This window comes from Pantoea sp. At-9b, assembly GCF_000175935.2.
In the GTDB taxonomy this organism is placed as follows: Bacteria; Pseudomonadota; Gammaproteobacteria; order Enterobacterales; family Enterobacteriaceae; genus Pantoea.
The window spans coordinates 111,752-135,703 of the sequence record NC_014837.1; the positions used below are offsets into that span (position 1 = coordinate 111,752).

Annotated in this window: 17 protein-coding genes and 1 tRNA gene; 17 read left to right on the top strand and 1 reads right to left on the bottom strand. The window is 56.3% G+C overall.

The genetic code is table 11. The features are described 5' to 3' along the window. The first annotated feature begins 13 nt into the window (after nucleotides 1-13). On the top strand, nucleotides 14-310 hold the full coding sequence (locus tag PAT9B_RS00500; RefSeq protein WP_013507298.1) for an HTH-type transcriptional regulator: 297 nt from the start codon (nucleotides 14-16) through the stop codon (nucleotides 308-310). Between the two features lie 781 nt (nucleotides 311-1,091). On the opposite strand, the gene PAT9B_RS00505 is transcribed toward PAT9B_RS00500, so the two are convergent. Further along, nucleotides 1,092-1,682 carry an HD domain-containing protein gene (locus PAT9B_RS00505; protein WP_041525883.1) on the bottom strand — a complete coding sequence of 197 codons (591 nt, stop codon included), beginning with the start codon at nucleotides 1,680-1,682 and terminating at the stop codon, nucleotides 1,092-1,094. A gap of 62 nt (nucleotides 1,683-1,744) precedes the next feature. Here PAT9B_RS00505 and PAT9B_RS00510 point away from each other — a divergent pair, with 62 nt between their 5' ends. The 16 genes from PAT9B_RS00510 (at nucleotide 1,745) to PAT9B_RS00585 (ending at nucleotide 23,254) form a co-directional block, all read left to right on the top strand. Continuing rightward, entirely contained in the window at nucleotides 1,745-2,209 is a 465-nt protein-coding gene (locus PAT9B_RS00510) for a MarR family winged helix-turn-helix transcriptional regulator (protein ID WP_013507300.1), read from the top strand. Nucleotides 2,210-2,295: 86 nt separating this feature from the next. Further along, nucleotides 2,296-2,724 (top strand): organic hydroperoxide resistance protein, encoded by a 429-nt coding sequence (locus PAT9B_RS00515; protein WP_013507301.1) that lies wholly within the window; start codon nucleotides 2,296-2,298, stop codon nucleotides 2,722-2,724. Nucleotides 2,725-3,044: 320 nt separating this feature from the next. Beyond that, on the top strand, nucleotides 3,045-4,739 hold the full coding sequence (gene eptB / locus PAT9B_RS00520) for a kdo(2)-lipid A phosphoethanolamine 7''-transferase (RefSeq protein WP_013507302.1): 1,695 nt from the start codon (nucleotides 3,045-3,047) through the stop codon (nucleotides 4,737-4,739). Between the two features lie 124 nt (nucleotides 4,740-4,863). Beyond that, nucleotides 4,864-4,940: transfer RNA gene (locus tag PAT9B_RS00525), tRNA-Pro, on the top strand. A gap of 653 nt (nucleotides 4,941-5,593) precedes the next feature. Next, a complete protein-coding gene (gene dppA, locus PAT9B_RS00530) occupies nucleotides 5,594-7,204 on the top strand; it encodes a dipeptide ABC transporter periplasmic-binding protein DppA (protein ID WP_013507303.1) in 1,611 nt (536 codons plus the stop codon). 201 nt (nucleotides 7,205-7,405) lie between these two features. Further along, nucleotides 7,406-8,425 carry a dipeptide ABC transporter permease DppB gene (dppB, locus tag PAT9B_RS00535; RefSeq protein WP_013507304.1) on the top strand — a complete coding sequence of 340 codons (1,020 nt, stop codon included), beginning with the start codon at nucleotides 7,406-7,408 and terminating at the stop codon, nucleotides 8,423-8,425. 9 nt (nucleotides 8,426-8,434) lie between these two features. Then, nucleotides 8,435-9,337 carry a dipeptide ABC transporter permease DppC gene (dppC, locus tag PAT9B_RS00540; protein ID WP_013507305.1) on the top strand — a complete coding sequence of 301 codons (903 nt, stop codon included), beginning with the start codon at nucleotides 8,435-8,437 and terminating at the stop codon, nucleotides 9,335-9,337. A 12-nt stretch (nucleotides 9,338-9,349) separates the two neighbouring features. Continuing rightward, nucleotides 9,350-10,336, top strand: coding sequence for a dipeptide ABC transporter ATP-binding protein (gene dppD, locus PAT9B_RS00545; RefSeq protein ID WP_013507306.1), 987 nt, complete (start codon nucleotides 9,350-9,352; stop codon nucleotides 10,334-10,336). After that, a complete protein-coding gene (gene dppF / locus PAT9B_RS00550) occupies nucleotides 10,326-11,336 on the top strand; it encodes a dipeptide ABC transporter ATP-binding subunit DppF (RefSeq protein WP_013507307.1) in 1,011 nt (336 codons plus the stop codon). The genes dppD and dppF overlap by 11 nt, the downstream gene beginning before the upstream one ends. Nucleotides 11,337-11,809: 473 nt before the next feature. Then, nucleotides 11,810-12,505 (top strand): cellulose biosynthesis protein BcsO, encoded by a 696-nt coding sequence (gene bcsO, locus PAT9B_RS00555; protein WP_013507308.1) that lies wholly within the window; start codon nucleotides 11,810-11,812, stop codon nucleotides 12,503-12,505. Next, nucleotides 12,496-13,296 carry a cellulose biosynthesis protein BcsQ gene (gene bcsQ / locus PAT9B_RS00560; protein ID WP_013507309.1) on the top strand — a complete coding sequence of 267 codons (801 nt, stop codon included), beginning with the start codon at nucleotides 12,496-12,498 and terminating at the stop codon, nucleotides 13,294-13,296. Before bcsO ends, bcsQ begins: the two co-directional genes overlap by 10 nt. Nucleotides 13,297-13,348: 52 nt before the next feature. Continuing rightward, nucleotides 13,349-15,454, top strand: a complete 2,106-nt coding sequence (gene bcsA / locus PAT9B_RS00565; RefSeq protein WP_013507310.1) for a UDP-forming cellulose synthase catalytic subunit — start codon at nucleotides 13,349-13,351, stop codon at nucleotides 15,452-15,454. Beyond that, on the top strand, nucleotides 15,451-17,976 hold the full coding sequence (bcsB, locus tag PAT9B_RS00570) for a cellulose biosynthesis cyclic di-GMP-binding regulatory protein BcsB (protein ID WP_013507311.1): 2,526 nt from the start codon (nucleotides 15,451-15,453) through the stop codon (nucleotides 17,974-17,976). The genes bcsA and bcsB overlap by 4 nt, the downstream gene beginning before the upstream one ends. Before the next feature lie 11 nt (nucleotides 17,977-17,987). Further along, nucleotides 17,988-21,791, top strand: a complete 3,804-nt coding sequence (locus tag PAT9B_RS00575; RefSeq protein WP_013507312.1) for a cellulose biosynthesis protein BcsC — start codon at nucleotides 17,988-17,990, stop codon at nucleotides 21,789-21,791. Continuing rightward, a complete protein-coding gene (gene bcsD, locus PAT9B_RS00580; RefSeq protein ID WP_013507313.1) occupies nucleotides 21,791-22,237 on the top strand; it encodes a cellulose biosynthesis protein BcsD in 447 nt (148 codons plus the stop codon). The genes PAT9B_RS00575 and bcsD overlap by 1 nt, the downstream gene beginning before the upstream one ends. A gap of 9 nt (nucleotides 22,238-22,246) precedes the next feature. Beyond that, the gene (locus PAT9B_RS00585) at nucleotides 22,247-23,254 is read left to right on the top strand and encodes a glycosyl hydrolase family 8 (protein WP_013507314.1); all 1,008 of its coding nucleotides are present in this window, start codon (nucleotides 22,247-22,249) and stop codon (nucleotides 23,252-23,254) included. Nucleotides 23,255-23,952 lie beyond the last annotated feature (698 nt).

Below are 23,952 nucleotides of genomic sequence, written 5' to 3' on the forward strand. Positions count from 1 at the left end.
TAAGGAGTTCTCTATGGAAATAAAAGATCCAATGGTCGAGTTACTTAGTAGTCTTGAGCAGATTGTTTTGACACGTGATGCACAGCCTTCTGTATCTGAAATCGCCCTGCAAAGGGCATCAGTTCCCGAGCCACAGCGTTTACGAGAGATGACCGGCATGCAGGTTGATGAATTTGCCCGCGTGATGGGGGTGAGCGTCTCTTCAGTGAAAAGCTGGGAGGCGCAACGCACGCGCCCTTCCGCTACGGCACGTAAATTGATGAAGCTGCTGCAGGCCAATCCCTATCTGGGTCGACAACTACTTGAGTAAACACCGACTATTCGGTTCTGACCCGCCTTGATGGCGGGTTTTTTTTTGCACTGAGGTGGTTTTGTTCGCTCCGAGGTGGTTTCGTTCGCTCCGAGGTGGTTTCGTTCGCACTGAGCGGGTTTCGTTCGCCTCGGGCTGATGTAGTTTCAGTTCGCCGGTGCGGCGACCGAGCAAAGGGTGCCTGGCCGCACCCTTTGCAATCCCGGGCCTCGCGCCAGCCTCCCTCGCCGCTGCGCGGTGCCTTCGCTCTTTCACGCTGCCGACGGACCGGCGTCGATTCGCTCCTGCTCAACGCCGCCTTTCGCCGCATCCATGCGGCTCATCCTGGCAGCCTTCACTCACTCAGCGAGTCCGGATGGCGCCCCACCCCCCGCTGTACGCCTTTTACCTATCTGTTTATTTCTTTTCGCTTTTGATTTTTATTTTTAGCTTTCTGTTTTTTCCTGCGGTCTTTCAGGCGGTGGGGTGGACGGCATCCGCAGCGCCGAGCGCAGAGGGAAGGCCAGGACGAGCCGCATGGATGTGGCGAGAGAGCGGAATGAGCCATGGATGGCGAATCCGCGCGGTCCGTATGGCCTGAGTGATAAGCGAGGGAACAGCGCTATGCGCTGCGCGAGGACGCCGCAAGGCGCGGATTGTTAAGGCCCGCGCCTTCGGGCCTTAACCCGTCCGCCTGCACGTTACAACTGAAACTCCCTGATGTTTGGCGGGCGGAACCTTCTCATAGCCAGCGGGCGGAACCTCCTCAGAGCTAAACCGCTGCCGTCTGGCGGGCTGAACATCACGCCACCCCATACTTAGCCGCCTGCTTCACAAACCAACTCTCCGGAACGCTATGCGGCGGTTGCGCCAACTGGGCCAACCCCTGACGAATAATACTATCCGCCTGCTGCCAAAGATGTTTATCCCCTTCATGTAACAGCTGAATTTGTATCTGTTTTTCCACCAAATAAACCCGGGCGAAATCGGCATCGAATTGCACAATGGCACGCGTATTATCGATGATGTCCGCCAGTTTGATGGTTTGCGCCTCGGGGGATGCCTGCGCGGTATGGCGGAAGTGCGCCAGCTTACGTGCCGCGCGGTTTTTCGCCTGCGGCTGGGCGCTGTCGGTGAGCATATCCACCAGTTCAGCCACGCGTGGGCCGAAGCGGCTGGCGATGTCCTCCAGGGTGCTGGCCGTATCTTCCACCGTGTCGTGCAGCCACGCCGCCGCCAGCATCGCTTCGTCATCAGTGACGCTGCGTACCAGCTCGACCACCGCCGCAGGATGGACGATATAGGGTTCATCGGTGTATTTGCGACGCTGTCCGGCTTCGGCGTGGGCCTGGGTGGCATAGCGGCGCGCCTGGTCTTCCAGTGAATCCCGCATCATGGTCTGCTCCGGGAAAAAGTAGCTTGCAATTGTCTAGCGCGCTATCTATATTAAATCGCATGAACAGTAACCAAGATGACAAAAAAGTGTCGCAGACGCCACTCAAGCTGGATCAGCATCTCTGTTTCGCCCTCTATTCGGCGAACCTGGCGATGCACAAGGTCTATCGTCAGCTGTTGGGACAGCTGGAAATCACCTATCCGCAATATCTGGTGATGCTGGTGCTGTGGACGCAAGATGATGTGACGGTGTCTGAGATCGGCGAGCAGCTGTTTCTCGATTCCGCTACGTTGACGCCGTTGCTGAAACGGCTGGAAAGCGCCGGGCTGTTGCGCCGTGCGCGTTCGCGTCAGGATGAACGTCAGGTTGTCGTGACCCTGACCGACGAGGGAAGGGCATTACGCCAGAAAGCAGAATCCATTCCGGAAGCGATCAAATGCGCTGCGGCGTGTGATGATGAAACGCTGCTGGCGCTGAAAAACCAGTTGGACGATCTGCGCGATAATCTGAATCGCGCGAAGTAATTAACTGCGGGTGCGCTGCACCTGTGTCGTATCAGGCTGCGCCAGATAGATAGCGCACGATAAAATAGCGAATTAGTGAGGTTATCATGTCTTTAGAGAAAGTTGTTTATACCGCAAAAGCCAAAGCCACTGGTGGTCGTGATGGCCGTGCCACCTCTTCTGATGGTGTGCTGGATGTGAAACTGGGTGTGCCAAAAGAGATGGGCGGCGCGGGCGGTGAAGTGACTAACCCGGAGCAGCTGTTTGCCGCCGGTTATTCTGCCTGCTTCCTTGGCGCGATGAAGTTTGTTGCTGCGCGCGATAAGTTTGCCATTGCAAAAGATGCGTGGATTGAAGGTGAAGTGGGTATTGGCCCGATCCCCAACGGCTTCGGCATCGAAGCGAAGCTGAATATTCATCTGCCGGGGATGGATGCCGCTGAAGCGCAGAAACTGGTCGACGCCGCGCATATCGTCTGTCCTTACTCCAACGCCACGCGTGGCAATATTGATGTGACGCTGAATATCATCAATTAAGCCAGAGCGTGTTGATACGTAGCGGCGCGATTTATCGCGCGCTTTTGAAAACAGCGCGATAAATCGCTCGCTACGAGATACGTTACTTTTTGATGTGTGCAAAAAATGCTCAACCCGGACCGATGACAAGATTTGTCTGGTCACACTTCTTAACGCATGTTTTACTGAGCCACTTCGCAAAATCGCTATGCCCTCGGTTCAGATTCCTCCCGAACAGTTCGTTGCATCACGCTTTTCTGCGGCAAAAGCGAACTCTATTGTCTTTACACAGTCCCACTTTAGGGTTAAAGCTCCGACACCAGCCGGGAATCAATAAATTCATGAATTATATTAAAACCTTAACGCAGCAGAAGCTGTCACTGTTGCTCGCGCTGTATATCGGCATCTTGTTGAATTTGCCGATTTTTTATCGCCGCTTTGACGGTTTTTTGACGAAATCCTCACTCATAAATTGGACCTCAGCGCTGGTCGAAGTGGTAGCCGCAGTGTTGCTGACCTTCTTCCTGATGCGGCTGCTGTCGCTCGGTGGCAAATGGGCTTACCGCGTGCTCGCCAGTCTGCTGGTGGTGATTTCGGTCGCTGCTGCCTATTACATGGCGTTTTTTAACGTGGTGATTGGCTACGGCATTGTCGCCTCGGTGATGACTACCGATGTTGACCTGTCAAAAGAAGTCATCGGTCTGCATTTTGTGGTGTGGATGGTGCTGGTCAGCGCCTTGCCACTGCTGATGATTTGGCGCAATAACCTGAGCAAAACGCTGATTGAGCAGTTGAAAACACCGGGTCAACGCATCAAGCCGACCCTGATTCTGCTGCTGAGCGTCGCGTTGGTATGGTTGCCGATCCGCTATTTTGACAAGTTGCAAAAAGCCAACGAAGAGATCACCAATATCGATCTGCCCAGCTACGGCGGCGTGGTGGCGCACTCTTATCTGCCTTCAAACTGGATTGCCGCGTTAGGGCTGTTTGCCTGGACCAAACTGGATGAAAAGGTCGATAGTCAGGAGCTGCTGGACCCGGCGAAAAAGTTCACCTACGTGGCTCCGGCGGGGATTGATGATACCTACGTGGTGTTTGTGATTGGTGAAACCACGCGCTGGGATCATATGGGACTGTTGGGGTATCAGCGCGATACCACACCAAAACTGTCGAAAGAGAAGAACCTGGTGGCGTTCCGTGGCGAGTCTTGCGATACCGCCACCAAACTGTCGCTGCGCTGCATGTTCGTGCGCGAAGGTGGCACGATGGATAATCCGGGCCGTACCCTGAAAGAGCAGAACATTTTTGCGGTGCTGAAAGAGTTAGGTTTCACCTCCGAGTTGTTCGCCATGCAGAGTGAGGTGTGGTTCTACGATAACGCCGATGTGAATAACTTCTCTTTCCGCGAACAAATTGGTTCTGAGAAGCGTAATCAGGGAAAACCGGTGGACGATATGCTGCTGGTGCCGGAGTTACAGGCCTCGCTGGAACGTTTTCCGCAAGGCAAGCATCTGGTGGTGCTGCATACCAAAGGTTCGCACTATCTGTATTCACAGCGCTATCCGCGCAGCTTCGCCCGCTACCAGCCGGAGTGTATGGGGGTGGATGAAACCTGTAGCAAAGCGCAGTTGATTAACGCTTATGACAACTCGATTTTATATGTCGATACCATGCTCGATAGCGTGTTTGATCAGCTGCGTGACAAGAAGGCGATTGTGTTTTATGCCGCCGACCACGGTGAGTCAATCAGTGAGAATATGCATCTGCACGGTACGCCGCGTGAGATGGCTCCCCCGGAGCAGTTCCGGGTGCCGATGATGGTATGGGCCTCGGATAAGTATCTGGCCGATCCCACCAATCGCAGCAATTTCGAGCGGTTACAGGCGCAGCAGCGGGTAGGCAAGACGCATCGCCACGTCGAGTTGTTTGACACCATTCTTGGCTGCCTGGGCTATAGCTCGCCGGACGGCGGCATTAAAGCCGCGAATAACTGGTGCCAGGCACCGGCGGCGACCTCTGAGGCCAAACCGCTGTAATTTTTGCCTGAACCTGTTGAGCAGCGAGGGCTTTTTCTCCGCTGCCTGCTTTCCAGGCGATCGCATGGATTTGCACAAAAAGGGATTGACGCTCCTGGAGCAGCGCAGTAAGATGCGCCCCCATCGGTGAGTGGCGCAGCCTGGTAGCGCACTTCGTTCGGGACGAAGGGGTCGGAGGTTCGAATCCTCTCTCACCGACCAAATTGAAGAAACCTGCTTGTAAAAGCAGGTTTTTTTTCGCCTGTCGTTTACCAAAAGTTAACTTTTCACCCCTTACGTCCGCCGATCGCCCGTTAGTCGTCATTATTCCTGTTCGCCGCTATCAATCCCTTGCCACTTCTCAGCTCGCCGCTTAATTCGCGACACATTCTTCTTATGACCGCTTTTTGCTTTTTGCTGATTTCTTATGCCATTAGTGCAGCATATTTCGCTGCCTGAACGTCATAGCGCACGGGGAATCGTTCATATATTCAACATTTACCGGTAATATTTGTATGTTTTTTAGCGGTGATAATCACTGTCATTTGGCTATATAGCCAGATAATCACTCGGCATAGCGCGCTTTATCACCTTTTTAAATATTGGCTTACCGGTTGAAGGGTGTTTTTTATCGTTGCTTGCGGTTACTCACACTCTCTGTAAATAACCCCACCTTGTATTGACGTTCTTTGCAACTGTTGACAAATTGATGCGTCAATAGATGCAGAGTCCGACGCGTCTGGCAGATTCCACGGTGCCAGCGCAACAAAAACAACGACTCGCATTTTGGTCACAAAAGTGACTTGCCTGAACCGCACAAAAAAATCAGAGGTCAGGCGCAACGCACACAACATCACATCACAATGGAGCAAAACATGATCAACTCCCTGGCTAAATCCAGGATGCTGAAGGTCGGTCTGAGCCTGATTGCTATGACCGTTGCCGCGGGTGTCCAGGCGAAAACCCTCGTTTACTGTTCAGAAGGTTCGCCGGAAGGCTTTAACCCTCAGCTGTTCACCTCTGGTACTACCTACGATGCCAGCTCCGTACCGATCTACAACCGTCTGGTTGAATTCAAAATCGGCACCACAGAAGTGGAACCGGGCCTGGCCGAGAAGTGGGATGTGAGCGCTGACGGCAAAACCTATACCTTCCATCTGCGCAAAGGCGTGAAGTGGCAAACCACCAAAGACTTCAAACCGACGCGTAACTTCAACGCGGATGACGTGATTTTCTCCTTCGAGCGTCAGCTCGATAAAAACAACAAGTACCACGGCGTTTCTGGCGGCAGCTACGAGTACTTCGAAGGCATGGACATGCCGAACTTGATCAGCAAAATCGAGAAAGTGGACGACAACACCGTGCGCTTCGTGCTGACCCGTCCGGAATCTCCGTTCCTCGCTGACCTCGGGATGGACTTCGCTTCTATCCTGTCGAAAGAGTACGCGGATAACATGCTGAAAGCCGGTACGCCGGAAAAAGTGGACCTGAACCCGGTGGGTACCGGTCCGTTCCAGCTGCTGCAGTACCAGAAAGACTCGCGCATCCTCTACAAAGCGAACCCGGACTACTGGGGCACCAAGCCGAAGATCGATCGCTTAGTCTTCTCTATCACGCCAGATGCTTCCGTGCGTTACGCCAAGTTGCAGAAAGGCGAGTGCCAGGTGATGCCGTACCCGAACCCGGCTGACATCGCCAGCATGAAGAAAGACAAAAACATCAATCTGATGGAACAACCGGGTCTGAACGTCGGCTACCTGTCGTTCAACACCGAGAAAAAACCGCTGGATAACGTGAAAGTGCGTCAGGCACTGACCATGGCGGTGAACAAGAAAGCCATCATTGATGCGGTTTATCAGGGTGCTGGCCAGGCCGCGAAAAACCTGATCCCACCGACCATGTGGGGTTACAACGACGCGGTGCAGGATTATCCGTATGATCCGGCGAAAGCCAAAGAGCTGCTGAAAGAAGCGGGCCTGCCAGATGGTTTCACCATCGATCTGTGGGCGATGCCGGTACAGCGTCCTTACAACCCGAACGCCCGTCGTATGGCGGAAATGGTTCAGGCTGACTGGGCGAAAATCGGTGTCAAAGCCAACATCGTTACCTATGAGTGGGGCGAGTACCTGAAGCGCGCCAAAGCGGGTGAGCATCAGAGCGTGATGATGGGCTGGACCGGTGACAACGGGGATCCGGATAACTTCTTCGCTACCCTGTTCAGCTGTGCAGCGGCGAAAGACGGTTCTAACTACTCACGCTGGTGCTACAAGCCGTTTGAGGATCAGATTCAGCCAGCGCGTGCTGAAGCCGATCACAACAAACGTATTGAGTACTACAAACAGGCACAGGTGATTATGCATGACCAGGCTCCGGCTCTGATCATTGCGCACTCGACTGTGTATGAGCCAGTCAGCAAGAAAGTGACCGGCTATGTGGTTGACCCGTTAGGTAAACATCACTTCGAAAACGTCGATATCCAGGAATAACCTTTCGGATTATGGCGGTCAGGGCCGACGCCGTCGGCCCTCGGGCGGCTTCTTCGCCGCCCGCACTCCGCACTTTTTTTCCGGCTAATTTCTTTTTATTGAAGCGCTTCTGGCGTCGCGTTCGGCTATGTGCCGGATGCATGTTTTGAGCAATGTAGTCCCCGGCGGCAACGCTGCGGGAAATGACTGAGAGTACGGCTTATGCTGCAGTTCATACTCCGACGTCTGGGCCTTGTCATCCCAACGTTTATCGGTATTACCCTGTTGACCTTTGCGTTTGTCCACCTGATCCCCGGCGACCCGGTACTGATCATGGCGGGCGAGCGTGGTATTTCGCCAGAACGCCATGCCCAGTTGATGGCGATGTTTGGTCTTGACCAACCCCTGTGGAAACAATATCTCACCTACATCAACGGCGTATTGCACGGTGATTTAGGTATCTCGCTGAAAAGCCGCATTCCGGTGTGGGACGAATTCGTACCGCGCTTTAAAGCCACGCTGGAGCTGGGCATCTGTGCGATGATTTTCGCCGTTGCCGTGGGTATTCCGGTCGGGGTGCTGGCGGCGGTCAAACGCGGCTCAGTGTTCGATCATACCGCCGTGGGCATTTCACTCACCGGTTACTCGATGCCGATTTTCTGGTGGGGCATCATGCTGATCATGCTGGTATCGGTGCAGCTCAACCTGACGCCGGTCTCCGGGCGTGTCAGTGACACCATCTTCCTCGACGACAGTCATCCGCTGACCGGCTTTATGCTGATCGATACCCTGATCTGGGGCGAACCGGGCGACTTCAAAGATGCGGTGATGCATATGATCCTGCCTGCCATCGTGCTGGGTACCATCCCGCTGGCCGTGATTGTGCGTATGACACGTTCTTCGATGCTGGAAGTCTTGGGCGAAGACTACATCCGTACCGCGCGTGCCAAAGGGTTAACGCGTATGCGTGTGATCGTGGTGCATGCCTTACGTAACGCCATGCTGCCGGTCGTGACGGTTATCGGCTTACAGGTCGGTACGCTGCTGGCCGGGGCCATCCTGACAGAAACCATCTTCTCCTGGCCGGGCCTTGGGCGCTGGCTGATTGAAGCGCTGCAACGCCGCGATTATCCGGTGGTGCAGGGCGGCGTGCTGCTGGTGGCGATTCTGATCATCCTGGTCAACCTGTTGGTTGATCTGTTGTACGGCGTGGTTAACCCACGTATCCGTCATAAGAAATAAGGGGGCATCATGTCTGCTGTTGATCCCGCAAGCGTAAGCGCTGCACCCAAGCCGATGACCCCGATTCAGGAATTCTGGCACTACTTCAAACGTAATAAAGGCGCGGTAATTGGCCTGGTGTTCATCATTCTGATGCTGCTGATCGCCATCTTCGCTGAGTTTCTTGCGCCGCACGCCCCTGCTGAACAGTTCCGCGATGCGTTGCTGCATCCGCCGGTGTGGCAGGAGGGGGGCAGCTGGAAGTTTATCCTCGGCACCGATGATGTTGGCCGCGATATTCTGTCGCGCCTGATGTATGGCGCACGTCTGTCGCTGTTGGTGGGCTGTCTGGTGGTGGTACTGTCGCTGATCCTCGGGGTGGTTTTTGGTCTGATGGCCGGTTACCTCGGTGGTGCGGTAGATGCCACCATTATGCGCTTGGTCGATATTATGCTGGCGTTGCCCAGCCTGCTGTTGGCACTGGTGCTGGTGGCGATTTTTGGTCCGTCGATTGTCAACGCCGGGCTGGCATTAACCTTCGTGGCGCTGCCGCACTATATCCGTCTGACGCGTGCTGCGGTGCTGGTGGAAGTGAACCGCGATTACGTCACGGCTTCCAGCGTGGCCGGTGCCGGTACGCTGCGCCAGATGTTCGTCAATATTCTGCCTAACTGCCTGGCGCCACTGATTGTGCAGGCGTCGTTAGGTTTCTCCAACGCCATCCTTGATATGGCGGCGTTGGGCTTTCTCGGTATGGGGGCGCAACCGCCGACGCCGGAGTGGGGCACCATGCTCTCCGACGTGTTGCAGTACGCGCAAAGTGCCTGGTGGGTCGTGACCTTCCCCGGAGTGGTCATCCTGCTCACGGTTCTGGCATTCAACCTCATGGGCGATGGTTTGCGTGATGCACTCGACCCGAAACTCAAGCAGTAAAGAGGCACCGAGATGGCGTTATTAAATGTAGAAAAACTGTCGGTGCATTTCGGCGACGAAAAAACACCGTTTCGTGCGGTTGACCGCATCAGCTATCAGGTTGAGCAGGGCCAGGTGGTCGGCATTGTGGGTGAGTCTGGCTCCGGTAAATCGGTCAGCTCGCTGGCGATTATGGGTCTGATTGATTATCCCGGTCGGGTGATGGCAGAAAAGCTGGAGTTCAACCAGCGCGATCTGCAACGCATCTCCGAAAAGGAGCGCCGCCAGTTGGTGGGAGCGGAAGTGGCGATGATCTTCCAGGACCCGATGACCAGCCTCAACCCTTGTTACACCGTGGGTTTTCAGATTATGGAAGCGCTGAAAGTGCATCAGGGTGGCAGCCGCCGTACCCGCCGTCAGCGCGCGATTGACCTGTTGGAACAGGTGGGAATTCCCGATCCGGCTTCACGTTTGGATGTTTATCCGCATCAGTTATCGGGGGGGATGAGCCAGCGCGTGATGATCGCCATGGCGATCGCCTGTAAACCCAAGCTGTTGATTGCCGATGAACCGACCACTGCGCTCGACGTGACCATCCAGGCACAGATCATTGAGCTGCTGCTGGAGCTGCAAAAGCAGGAGAACATGGCGCTGATCCTGATCACCCATGACCTGGCGCTGGTGGCGGAAGCGGCACAACACATCATCGTGATGTATGCCGGACAAGTGGTGGAAAGTGGCAAAGCGGCGGATATCTTCAAAGCCCCGCGTCATCCGTATACCCAGGCGCTGCTGCGCGCGCTGCCGGAGTTCGCGGCGGATAAAGCACGTCTGGCTTCGCTGCCTGGCGTGGTGCCGGGCAAATACGATCGCCCAACCGGCTGCCTGTTGAATCCGCGCTGCCCCTACGTGACTGACCGTTGCCGTAGCGAAGAGCCAGAACTGCGCGACATTCCGGGCCGTCAGTCCAAATGTCACTTCCCACTGGATGATGCCGGGAGACCGACTTATGAGTCATGAAAATACACAGCAGGATTACCTGTTGCAGGCGATTGACCTGAAAAAACACTACCCGGTGAAGAAAGGGTTGTTCGGCCAGGAGCGCCTGGTCAAAGCGTTGGATGGCGTGTCGTTTAATCTGGAGCGCGGCAAAACGCTGGCGGTGGTTGGGGAGTCGGGCTGTGGTAAATCCACCCTTGGCCGTCTGCTGACCATGATTGAAACCCCGACCGAGGGCGAGCTGTACTGGCATGGTCAGGATTTGCTGAAGCACGATCCGCAGGCGCAGAAGCTGCGTCGGCAGAAAATTCAGATTGTGTTCCAGAACCCCTATGGCTCACTGAACCCGCGTAAAAAAATCAGCCAGATTCTGGAAGAACCGCTGGTGATCAACACCACGTTGACCAAGGCGGAACGTCGGGAAAAAACGCTGGAGATGATGGCGAAGGTTGGCCTGAAAACTGAACATTACGATCGCTACCCGCATATGTTCTCCGGCGGACAGCGTCAGCGTATCGCGATTGCCCGTGGTCTGATGCTGGACCCGGATGTGTTGATCGCTGATGAACCGGTTTCGGCGCTCGACGTGTCAGTGCGTGCGCAGGTGCTGAACCTGATGATGGACCTGCAACAGGATCTCGGTCTGTCCTACGTGTTCATCTCCCATGATCTGTCGGTGGTGGAACATATCGCTGATGAAGTGATGGTGATGTACCTTGGCCGCTGCGTGGAGAAGGGCAGTAAAGAAGCGATTTTCAGCAATCCGCGCCATCCGTATACCCAGGCGCTGCTGTCGGCCACGCCCCGCCTCAACCCGGATGAACGTCGTGAGCGTATCAAGCTGACCGGCGAGCTGCCCAGCCCGCTGAACCCGCCGCCGGGTTGCGCCTTCAACGCGCGCTGTCGCCGCCGCTTCGGCACCTGCGTGCAGTTGCAGCCGAAGCTGAAAACATATGGCGAGCAGCAAATAGCCTGCTTTGCGGTGGACCAGGATGAGAACCAGCCGATTGCCGGAGCATAAGCCAGGTTGTTGAGAAAAAAGGCCCCAATCGGGGCCTTTTTCATTTGCTGGACTATACTTCAAAAAAATTAACGACTGACAGCCTGTTTTCAAACCCTGTGCGGAATTCATTACCCGGTTGCATCTGTCTTTCGCTGGTATTAAAAATTGTTTCGTCTGTTAAGACAAATTCCGAATTTTGTCAAATTTGTGTGAGATTAATCACACGGGTGAAAAATCCGTTACTTGCAGAGGGTTGGAGATTTTTCAGTGAGTTATGAAAAGATAAGCGGCGTGATTATTTCAGTTAACCGATATTAATTAATTTCGGTCCATAAACAGAAGGAGCGTTATTTTGCACCCTTTTTTCAATCACAAAGATAAAACTCTTTTATTGAATACGGCGTTTTAATAATCAGATTTCTCTCACTGTGTTTTAATGTATGTGATATATTCGCGAAAAATTCCCCCCCTCCTTTTACAGGCCCCTGGTCATGAAGAACTACGACGATTTGCAGCGTTTTAAGGAAAAAACGCAGACGCTGGATATCGCTTTCAAGGATATGTCCGGGCAAGCGCAGGAAGCCGACCAGAGTCAGTGGGCGATCATCCGTCAACTGGCGGCGGATGATGAACAGGAAACCTTAGGTGGCGGCCAGCGTATTGATCTGCCGCAACCTCAGCCGATTCGTGGCAATGAATTCGATGCCCCGCCACAGCAACCGCAGGTCGCTCCTGTCGCCAGTAGTGTCCGGGGATCGATTCTGGATAGCCTGGCGGCGACGCCGGTCGCGGCAGAAGCCCCGGCGGCGGTATCATCACTGTTTCCTCCGGCACCGACTAAAGCCACACCGTCCGTGACGCCGGTGGCACCGAAAGCAACGCATGTGGAGCGTCAGGCGACAACGTCGCTGTTTCCACCACCGCCACCGAAACCGGTTGAAGCGCCTGTCGCACCGGTCGTGGCACCTGAGCCGGTGGTAGCAGCAGCCCCCGCGCCGGTGGCGACACCGGTTGTGGCGGCTCCGACCCCAACCCCTTCATTTGCTCCACCTGTCGCACCGGTTCCACCCGCAGCGGCACCGTCACGCTTTGGCGCATTATTCCGTTCAAGGCCGGCTGAGCCTGTGACCCTGTCGAAAGAGACATTACTGAAACCGTTACTGGAGAAGATTGCGCTATGCCGTTAGTTTGTGTGTGCTCGCCTAAAGGGGGAGTAGGGAAGACCACAATGGCAGCCAACCTGGCCTGGAGTCTGGCCCGCGCAGGCAGCAAAGTTTTGGCAATTGATTTTGACGTACAAAATGCGCTGCGCCTGCATTTTGGTGTTCCGCTGCATGATGGTCGCGGTTTTGTGGCGCGTTCGGAAGAACAGGCCGACTGGAGCCAGTCCATTCTCACCACCGGCGGCAATATTTTTGTCATGCCTTATGGTGATGTCACTGAGCAACAGCGCGAACGTTTTGAAGAGAACCTGAGTAAAGATCCGCATTTCCTGAAGCGGGGTCTGGATACGGTGCTGAATTATCCCGGTCTGGTGATTATTGCCGATTTTCCGCCAGGGCCAGGCCCGGCATTAAAGGCAATGACGGCACTTGCCGATATGCATTTAGTGGTGATGCTGGCCGATACCGCGTCTGTTTCGCTGCTGCCACAGATTGAAAACGACCGCATGATAGGTCAGCCACTGAATAATAAACGTGGACACTATTTTGTACTCAACCAGAGCGATAACCGCCGCAATATCAGCCGTGATGTCACCGCTTTTATGCAGCAGCGTCTGGGGGACAATTTATTGGGTGTGGTGCACCGGGATGAAAGCGTCGCGGAAGCCAATGCGTCTCAGCAATCTGTTTTTGATTTCAGCCCTGCATCTGCGGCAGCGTTTGATATTGAGCTGGTTGCCAAGCGAGTCTCCAATATTCTGAATATCACCGTGGGCAACGGTGAAGTTCAGGCGCCCATCCGCAGTCATTATTAATAGTCTGGTGTTGCCGGACCGAATAATAACAACACAGCTCCGCAGGTGAATCATGAGTAAACTCGCGTTTTACCTGCTGCTGCTGGTGCTTGCACCGGTCGCAGCGGTAATCATCATTACGCCGATGGATAGCCAGAAACAATATATCTTTGGCTTAATCAGCATCGGAATGCTGTTTTTAATGGGCTTAAGCAAAAGCCGTAAAATAACGGTGGTGATGGTCATCCTCTCCGCCCTGATGTCGACCCGCTATATCTGGTGGCGCACCACGGAAACGTTGCAGTTTAATTCCGAAATTGAAGCCATTCTCGGAATCGGCTTATATCTGGCGGAACTGTACGTCTGGCTGATCTTAATTCTGGGCTTCCTGCAAACCACCTGGCCATTAAAACGCACCATTGAACCGCTGCCGGACGATACCAGCCTGTGGCCGACGGTCGATGTGTATGTGCCTTCCTATAACGAAAGCCTGGACGTGGTACGCGATACCGTCCTGGCGGCGCAGTGTATTGATTATCCGCGCGACAAGCTGAAAATCTACTTGCTGGATGACGGCAAGCGCAGCGAGTTTGCTATGTTTGCCGCTGATGTCGGTGTCGGTTATATCACCCGTGATGACAACCGCCATGCGAAAGCCGGTAACCTCAACCATGCGATGAAAATCACCAAAGGTGAGCTGATTTGCGTGTTCGACTGTGACCACGTGGCGACCCGTACCTTCCTGCAAGCGACGGTTGGCCCGTTCCTGAAAGATCCGAAACTGGCGCTGTTACAGACGCCGCACTACTTCTACTCGCCAGACCCGTTCGAACGTAACCTGCGCGCTGCGCGCAGCATCCCGAACGAAGGTTCGCTGTTCTACGGCCCGGTGCAGCAAGGTAACGATAACTGGAACGCCACCTTCTTCTGTGGCTCCTGTGCGGTGATTCGTCGTAGTGCGCTGGAGGAGATTGGCGGGTTTGCGGTGGAAACCGTTACCGAAGATGCTCACACCGCGCTGAAAATGCAGCGTCTTGGCTGGGGCTCTGCCTTCCTGTCGATTCCGCTGGCCGCCGGTCTGGCGACTGAACGTCTGGGCCTGCACGTCATTCAGCGTACCCGCTGGGCGCGTGGCATGACGCAGATTTTCCGTGTTGATAACCCGCTGTTTGGCCGTGGGCTAAAGTGGCAACAACGTTTGTGTTACCTCAACGCGATGTTGCACTTTCAGTTTGGTCTGCCGCGTGTGGCGTTCCTGACGGCACCGCTGGCGTACCTGCTGTTTAACCTCAACATCATTCATTCGTCGGCATCGTTGATCTTCGCCTACGTGCTGCCGCACCTGGTGATGTCGCTGTACGTCAACTCACGCATGAATGGCCGTTTCCGTTACACCTTCTGGGGTGAGATTTATGAAACGGTGATGTGTTTCCACCTGGTGATCCCGACCATTCTGACCATGTTTTCGCCGAAACACGGCAAGTTCAACGTGACAGATAAAGGTGGGGTACTGGATCAGGGCTTCTTCGATTTCCACATCGTGCGTCCGCATGTGATTGTGGCGGCGCTGCTGACCATCGGCATCGTGGCGGGTGTGGTGCGCGCCACCATGCATGACTATTTTGGCGTAGACCCTTACGTTATTGCCCTCAACGTCGGTTGGGCGGTATTTAGCCTGATTATCCTGATGGCGGCGATTGCCGTGGCGCGCGAAACCAAGCAGGTGCGTAAAACCATCCGTATTGAAGTGCAGATTCCGGCGATTATTCATTACGCCAGCGGCATCTCATCGCGCACCATGACCAGCGACCTGTCGATGGGGGGAGCGCAACTCGACGCACCGGATGGCCGTCATGAGTACGATGAAATCGAAGAGATCGATCTGCTGCTGAAATCGGGTGCCATCACCATTCCGGTGAGCAAAATCTCCGGCGATGACGAAACCATTCGTCTGCGTTTCGAAGCCATGCCGCTGTCGCGTCGCCGCGAGCTGGTGCGCGTGGTGTTGGCGCGTGCCGATGCCTGGATTCAGCCGCAGTACAAGCAGGATAACCCGTTGTTGTCGCTGGGCACCATTGTGCGCACCGTCTTCGAGCTGTTCTGGCTGACATGGAAAGATCGTCGTAATAAAGGCAAGCAAGATGCTCAGCCTGCCGTCAAAGAGGACAGCGCCGCATGAAGAATTTGACGCAAACGTTGCTGGCGAGTTCGCTGGCAACCGCGCTGTTGCTCGTGCCCGCCTGGGCGGAAACGCCCGCGACAGTGACGCAGGACAGCTCCGCGCTGGGACAGGTCCCGCCGCCACAGGGGCTGGATACCAATGCTGACGCACAACTGAAAGAAGCGGCAGGCAGCACGCCTTATACACCAGCAGAAACCACCCCTGCGGCCAGTGTGCCTGCTGAAAGCGCTCCCGCAGTGGAAAATGATGCGCCCGCCGCTGCCAGCGAGGCTCCGGCACCTGAGATGGTGTTGCCGACACCGACACCGACACCGATACCGACCCCGGTGCCAACACCGGTGGTCGCTGCGCCGCTCAATCAGCCGGTCAGCACCGTGATTTCGGTGGCACAGATGGGCCAGAAGCAGGGCATCGTGTTAACCGGCGGTCAGCTCCAGTCCGGTATCGTGTTTACGCTGCCGGGTGATGAGGTGATCACCAATGCGCGCCTGAACCTGTCGCTACGTGTTTCTGCCGCGCTGGCGTCGCGTAATACTTCGCTGCAATTGATGCTCAACGGCCAGCCGCTGGGTACGCTGCCGCTCGGTTCTACCGACAGCGATACCAGCGATTATCAGCTGGATATTCCGGCAGCGATGGTGGTTGCCAGTAACAACCTGAGCTTTAAAATCAACGATGCCGACAAGTTGTTGTGTGAAAAAGAGAGCGCGCAGCAATATCAGGTGACGATCCTGCCGAAAACCACGCTGAGCATGGAAGGTCAGCAGCTGAACATCGGTACCAGCCTGCGTAACTTCCCGCGTCCGTTTCTCGATCCATTACGCATGACCCCGGCCAGCGTCACCATTGGTTTTGCGTCAAACGTGACGCCGGATACCGTTAGCGCCGCAGCGTTGGTGGCGTCCTGGCTGGGGATTCAGTCAGACTACCGTGGTATCCGTTTCCCGGTGGTGCGTGGCGATCTGCCGGAGCACAACGGTATTCTGTTCGGCCATCCTGGCGATAAAATTGGTACCCTGACCTTCCCGGCGGCCAACGGCCCGACGTTGCAGATGGTCGATAACCCGATTAACCCGGTGTATAAACTGCTGCTGGTGAGCGGTGCTGATGATGCGCAACTGCGTCAGGCGGCCAATCGTCTGACCACGCAGCCGCTGACCACCGATGCCAGCAACCTGAACGTGCAGCCGCAGCCGATTGCGCTGCGTAAGCCGTATGACGCACCACGCTGGATTAACACCAGCCGTCCGGTACGTCTGAGCGAGCTGCTGCGTAAAGATCAAAGCCTGACCACCACCGGCATCTGGCACGATGCGTTGAGCGTGAACTTCCGCGCAGCACCGGATCTGTTTATGTGGGATGGCGACACCATTCCGGTCAACCTGCATTACCGTTTCCCGTCTGAGAGCTGGATTGACGAGAACAACTCGTTCCTTAACGTAATGCTGAACGGCACCTTCCTGCGTAACCTGACGGTTAATAAAGTCGGTTTGCTGGAAAGCGCATGGCACCGTCTGGGCGGCGACGCGCGTCAGGAAAATTACACCCTGAAGCTCGATCCCTATCTGATTTACGGTGATAACCAGCTGGCGCTCTACTTCAACATCAAGCCGAAAGCCGATGCACCTTGCGGCGTGTTGCTGAACAACAACATCAAGAGCCGCATTGAGGATGACTCGTCAATCGACCTGAGCCATACGCGTCATTTCACCATGCTGCCGAACCTGTCGTACTTCGTCGGGGCTTCCTTCCCGTTCACCCGTCTGGCTGATTTCTCGCAGACGGCGCTGGTGTTGCCGGAAAAACCGAGCGATGCCGAGATCTCCACATTGCTGGATATGGCCGCGCGTGCCGGTAATGCCACGGGCGTACCGCTGGCGCAAAACCAGGTGCTGTTCGGCATGCCAAATGGCGGCACCAACCTGGCGCGCCTGGAGCAGAGCGACCTGCTGGCCGTCAGTACCACGCAAAACAGCGCCTTTAATCAGGCGATGCTGGCGGGCACACCGTATGAAACCAGCGGTAATACGCTGGGCGTGAAAGATCCGACGACCTGGGACAAGCTGCGCGGCTGGCTGACCGGCGACTGGTATCGGCAACAGCTGGATGCCGATCGTTACTTCTCCTCCAACGAGGCGTGGCGCGGTTTTGTCAGCTATCGCTCACCGTGGAACCCGGATCGCCTGGTGGTGATGACGGTAGCAACCAGCGATGACCAGTTGCTGCGTCTGCACAACGATTTGAACTCAGCACGTATCAACGCCGGTATTCGTGGCGATACCGCCATCATCACTGATGAAAACGGTATCCGCAGCTTCCGCGTCGGGCCGCAGTTCCCGAGCGGTGAAATGCCCTGGTACATGATGGTGGTGTGGTATGCCAACCAGCACTCGGTGCTGATGGCGTTGGCCGCATTGCTGGTTTCAGCACTGGTGGGCAGTGGCGCGTGGGTGATGCTGAGACGTCATGCATGGCGTCGTCTCAACCCGCAAGGTGATAGCAAGCCCGGCAAGAAGTAAGGATAAAAATAATGAAAAAACATCTGTTAAGCGCCGGTATTCGCCATGCCCTGATTCTGGGTGGGGCACTGACATTCTCGCAGCCGCTGCTGGCGGCTGAGAGCACGAATCCTGCGTTACAGGCGCTGTTCGATCAGGCGGCTTACTGGCATCAGAAAGCGCATGACGATTTAGCCCAGGCTTCGCTGCAAAAAGTGCTGATGGTGGAACCGAATAACACCCAGGCGCTGTACCTGCTGGCGCTGTATGCCCAGCAGAGCGGCGATAACGTGGCTGCCTCGCAATGGCGCGCCCGCCTGAGTCAGGTGTCGCCCAATGATTCGCATCTGACTGAGCTGGATAACGCGCGTCAGCTGCAAAGCATTCCGCAATCGCAGTTATCACTGGCGCGCCAGCAGGCACGCAGCGGCAACATCGCGGCGGCGCTGCAAACCTGGCGCAATACCTTTAGCGGCAATGAACCACCGCCGAGTGTTGCGGCTGAATATTACCTGACCATGGCCGGTGACCGCGCCATGCTGCCGCAGGCGGTTGAAGCGTTGCGTCAGTTCTCTGCGGAGCATCCGCAGGATACCGGTGCCAAACTGGCGCTGGGCAAAGCCATGACTTACCAGGAATCGACCCGTCGTGAAGGTATCGATTTGCTGGCGACGATGGCTGATGGCAACAAAGACGCTGACCGTTCACTGCGCCAGGCTCTGCTGTGGCTGGGGCCACAAGCCTCTGATGCATCGTTGTATCAAACCTGGCAGCAACGCCATCCGCAGGACAATGCGGTGATAGATTATTACCGTAAAAATGTCGGTGGCGCGGAGAAAGGCGCGGGCTTCACCGCGCTGAATAGCGGGGATGTCAGCAGCGCCCAGAACAATTTCCAGAAAGTGTTGCAGGCCAACCCGCAGGATGCGGATGCGCTGGCCGGTATGGGGTATGTGGCACAACGCGCCGGACGCTATTCGGAAGCGGCTGATTACCTGACGCGTGCTGCACAGTTGGGTGGCGATCAGAGCGCAGAACGCCAGAAACAGGCCGCCGATGCCCGTTTCTATGCGCAACTGGCGACCGCACAGCAAGCGCTGAAGAATGGTGACAGCGCTCAGGCGCTGGCGTTGAGCGAACCGCTGACCCAGGCCGAAGGCGAGAAAGGTACTTCCGCCAAACTGTTCCGTGCCGATGTGTTGCGTCGCACCAATCAACTGCCGCAGGCAGAGCAAACTTACCGTGCGATCCTGCAAAGCGACCCGGATAACCGTAACGCGAAAGAAGGGTTGTTTTACGTGCTGCGTCAGCAGAATCGCAGCGCCGAAGCCAATACCCTGCTGGCCTCACTGCCGGACAGCGTGCGCCAAAGCGTGGCACCACGCGGCAGCAGCACCGATCCCATCCGTCAGCAGGCGAAGCGTGAGCTGGCGGCAGGTAACAACACGGCGGCGATTGCCACCCTGCAACAGGGCATCGCGCGTAACCCTAACGATGGCTGGCTGCGTCTCGATCTGGCGCGCATCTACCGTAGCCAGGGCGATAGCATGATGGCGGCGAATATCATGCAGCCGGCGATGCGTACCGGTGCCAGCACCAATGAACTCTACGCCGGTGCGTTGAACGCCAGCGAAAGCGGGGCGTGGCAACAGGCCAGCCTGCTGCTGGCGCGCATTCCCAACAGCAGCAAAAGCAGCGATATGCGCGAGCTGGCGCAACGTGTGAACTTTAACCTGCAAATGAACACCGCCGATCAGTATCTGGCGCAGGGGTCGAATGCGGCGGCGGCGAATACGCTGCGCGCGCTGGCGTCGAATCCGCCGTCGAACCCGGTGGATGCCGGTAACCTGGCGCAGAAACTGGCGAAAGCCGGGGATCTCACCACCGCCGTCTCGGTGGTGCGCAGCAATATGCAGCGCGGTGTGCAGGGTAACGCCGGGGATTACGCTGCGCAGGTGGCGGTACTCAACCAGGCCGGTTTGACCACCGAAGCGCAGAGCTTCCTCAGCAGCCCGGAGTTGCAGGCACGCAGCACGCCAACTCAGCTGGCAGGGATTCGCAACGGCTACGTTATCAACGAAGTGGATCGCCTGCGTGAGCAGAAACAGTACGCTGCCGCGTATGACAAGCTGGTGGGCGCGCTGCAACACGATCCACAGAACCGCGATCTGATGTTCGCCATGGCGCGTCTGTACCAGTCCGGCAAGATGAACAAAGAAGCGGGCGTGGTGTATGACTACCTGATGACGCAGGACACCCCGACTCAGGATGCGCGCGAAGGGGCGATCAACGTGGCGCTGGCGCAGAACGATGTGCAGCGAGCCAATACCCTGACGCGTGGCCTGCGTAATGAGCAAACGCCAGACCGTCTGCTGCTGCTGGCGCGGGTGGCGGAAGCCAACGGCGAGCACAGCCAGGCGATGAGTTATCTGCGCACCGCGCGCGGTCAGCTGATTGGCTTGCAGGGCGCACAAACCGGCAGCGTACCGACCGTGGGTGGTCTGGCGCTGGCGGATAACCCGTTTATCAACCGCAGCACCTCACCGGTCGGGCGGACGCCTTCCAGCTACGGTGCGGTGATGCCGTGGCAATCGGCACCGGATGCCACCAGCAGCGCCAGTGGTGTGACGCTGGCGAGCAATACCCCGGCAGTACAGCAAAGCCGTACTCTGAAGCAGATCGACGACATGATGGACGATTTGCAGGAGAAAACCGGTACCTGGACCCAGGGGCAATTGCAGGTACGTGGACGTGATGGCGAATCGGGCCTGAGTAAGCTGACCGAAGCCAAAGCCCCGCTGACCTTCTCCACCGTGCCGTTCGGCGATTCGCGCTTTGACTTCACTATGACGCCGATTTCGCTGTCGGCGGGCAGTGCGGCAGGCGATGCCTGGCGTCGTTTCGGTACTAACTCACTGATTCAGGGTGCGGTGGTCGCGGCGGGCGATGCGGAAGTCACCGATGTGCCTTCTTCTTCGACCAATTCGCAGAAAGGCAACGGGGTTGAGCTGAACATGGCATTGCGTGGCGATAGCTACAAAATCGACCTGGGCAGTACGCCGCTCGGCCAGGATCTCAGCACCATGGTGGGTGGCATCCAGTGGTCGCCGAAGCTGACGGACTTCCTGACGTTGATCCTGACCGGTGAACGTCGTGCGGTGACGGACAGCCTGCTGTCGTATGTCGGCGCAGAAGACAGCGCCAGCGGTAAGAAATGGGGCCAGGTGACGAAAAACGGCGGTAACGCACTGCTGAGCTATGACGACGGTGACGCCGGTTTCTATGTCGGCGGCGGGGCGTATAGCTATATCGGTGAGAACGTGGCCAGCAACAACAGCGTGCAGGCCACCGCGGGTGCTTATGTGCGTCCGTTCCATTACGACGATCGCGAACTGAAGGTGGGGATGAGCCTGTCGTGGATGGATTACTCGAAAAACCTCAGCTACTTCAGCTATGGTCAGGGTGGGTATTTCAGTCCGCAGAACTACGCGTCGATCTCGTTCCCGGTCGATTTCTCGCGTACCTTTGATGACCTGAAGGTGAATATCGGCGGTGCAATCGGTTATCAAACCTATAGCCAGGATAAGAGCGCTTACTTCCCGAACGATCCGTCATTGCAGTCGCAGTTGCAGGCGATGGCCGATGCGGGTTACGTCAAGAGCGCCTACTACGATGGCGACAGCAAAAACGGCATTGGCTATAACCTGCATGCCGGGGCGGATTACAAGATCAATAAAGATCTTACCCTGGGTGGTCAGTTAGGCTATGACACCTTCGGTGATTACAACGAGACCACCGCGAATCTGTACTTCCGTTACATGTTCGGAGACAACTAATGAGTGAGCAATTGGCAGCCCGCGTCAACCATCCGCATCAGCCGGGCTGGTTTGATCTGGTCAGCGTGATGATTGAAGGCATGTTGGATAATGCCGGAGAGGAAGCGGAAGGTTTCCTCAACCAGGTGGGCGAATCGCTGGCAGCGCGCTATCCTTTGGCGGAGGCGCGCACCGTGCAAGATCTGGAGCGCGAAATCAATTTGCAGCTGGCGCGTTTTAGCTGGGGTTTTGCTCAGCTACAGCCGATGGAGAACGCCATTCTGATTCAGCACCATGCGTTACCGGCTGGCGATAGCCAGGTGGATGCTGAACGCTGGCAGTTGGCCTTCAGCGCGGTGCTGGCCGGGGTCTATGCCCGCTGGCTTCAGGACCAGGGTGGCAGTGCCAAGGTTCCGCTTACGCTGGAAAAGCTCGACGGCAGCACGCTGCACTACCGATATCAATAGGAAGCTGAGATGAGTGTTAAGCCGTTCTGGCGTCAATGGATACTCTGTTTCATGGTGATGTTTTTTAGTGCCCAGGCGGCCGCAGATGGCTGGAGTACCTTTAAGAGTCGCTTTATGAGCAGCGATGGTCGTATCAGCGATACGGCCAATAACAATGTCAGCCATACCGAAGGTCAGGGTTACGGCATGTTGCTGGCGGTAGCGAATGACGATCGCCCGACCTTTGATAAGCTGTGGCAGTGGACGCAGACCCATCTGCGCAATCCGCAAAACGATCTGTTTTACTGGCGCTATACCCCTGGTGCGTCTGACCCCATCGCTGACAAAAATAACGCGTCGGATGGTGATGTGCTGATTGCCTGGGCGTTGCAGCGTGGTGCGCAGAAGTGGTCCGTTAACAGCTACCAGCAGGCGTCGGATCGTATTCAGCGCGCGATTGTGAAGCACAACGTGATCACCTATGCCGGGCACACCGTGATGCTGCCGGGCGTGCAGGGTTTCAACAAAACCAGTTTTATCGTTCTCAACCCGTCCTATTTCCTGTTTCCGGCCTGGCGTGAGTTTGCACAGCAAAGCCATTTGCGTGTCTGGAATCAGTTAATCGAAGATGGTATGGACCTGCTGGGCGATATGCATTTTGGTAAAACGGGTTTGCCGCTTGATTGGGTGGCGCTGAATGCCGACGGTTCGGTCGCACCGGCGGTCGGGTATTCCAATCGCTTCAGCTATGACGCGATTCGCATCCCGCTGAATATCTGGTGGTACGATCCACAAAGCCTGCGTCTGGTGCCGTACCAGCGTGTCTGGCAGGGCTATGGACGTTTAACCACGCCAGCGTGGTTTGATGTGCTGGCGAATACGCCTGCCCCTTATAACCTCGACGGCGGGCTGCTGGCGATCCGGGATTTGACGTTGAGCGAGACGGGGTATTTGAGTGATCGGCTGGCACCCGATCAGAACTACTTCTCGGCCAGTTTGCAGTTGCTGACCTGGATGGCGTATCAGGAAAGGCGCTGATTCAGCGGGGCGTTTCGTTCGCTCCGAGGTGGTTTCGTTCGCACTGAGGTGGTTTCGTTCGCACTGAGGTGGTTTCGTTCGCTCTGAGGTGGTTTCGTTCGCTCTGAGCGGGTTTCGTTCGCCTCAGGCTGATGCAGTTGCAGTTCGCCGGTGCGGCGACCGAGCAAAGGGTGCCTGGCCGCACCCTTTGCAATCCCGGGCCCTGCGCCAGCCTCCCTCGCCGCTACGCGGTGCCTTCGCTCTTTCACGCTGCCGACGGACCGGCGGCGATTCGCTCCTGCTCAACGCCGCCTTTCGCCGCATCCATGCGGCTCATCCTGGCAGCATTCACTCGCTCAGCGAGTCCGGATGGCGCCCCACCCCCCGCTGCACGTCTTTTACTTATTTGTTTTTCCTTTTCGCTTTTATTTTTAATTTTAAGTTTTTTTCTCTGCGGGATTGCAGGCGGTGGGGTGGGCGGCATCCGCAGCGCCGAGCGCAGAGGGAAGGCCAGGACGAGCCGCATGGATGTGGCGAGAGAGCGGAATGAGCCATGGATGGCGAATCCGCGCGGTCCGTATGGCCTGAGTGATAAGCGAGGGGACAGCGCTATGCGCTGCGCGAGGACGCCGCAAGGCGCGGATTGCAAAGGTCCGCGCCCTCGGACCTTTGCCCGTCCGCCTGCACGTTGCTGCTGAAACTCCCCAATGTCTGGCGGG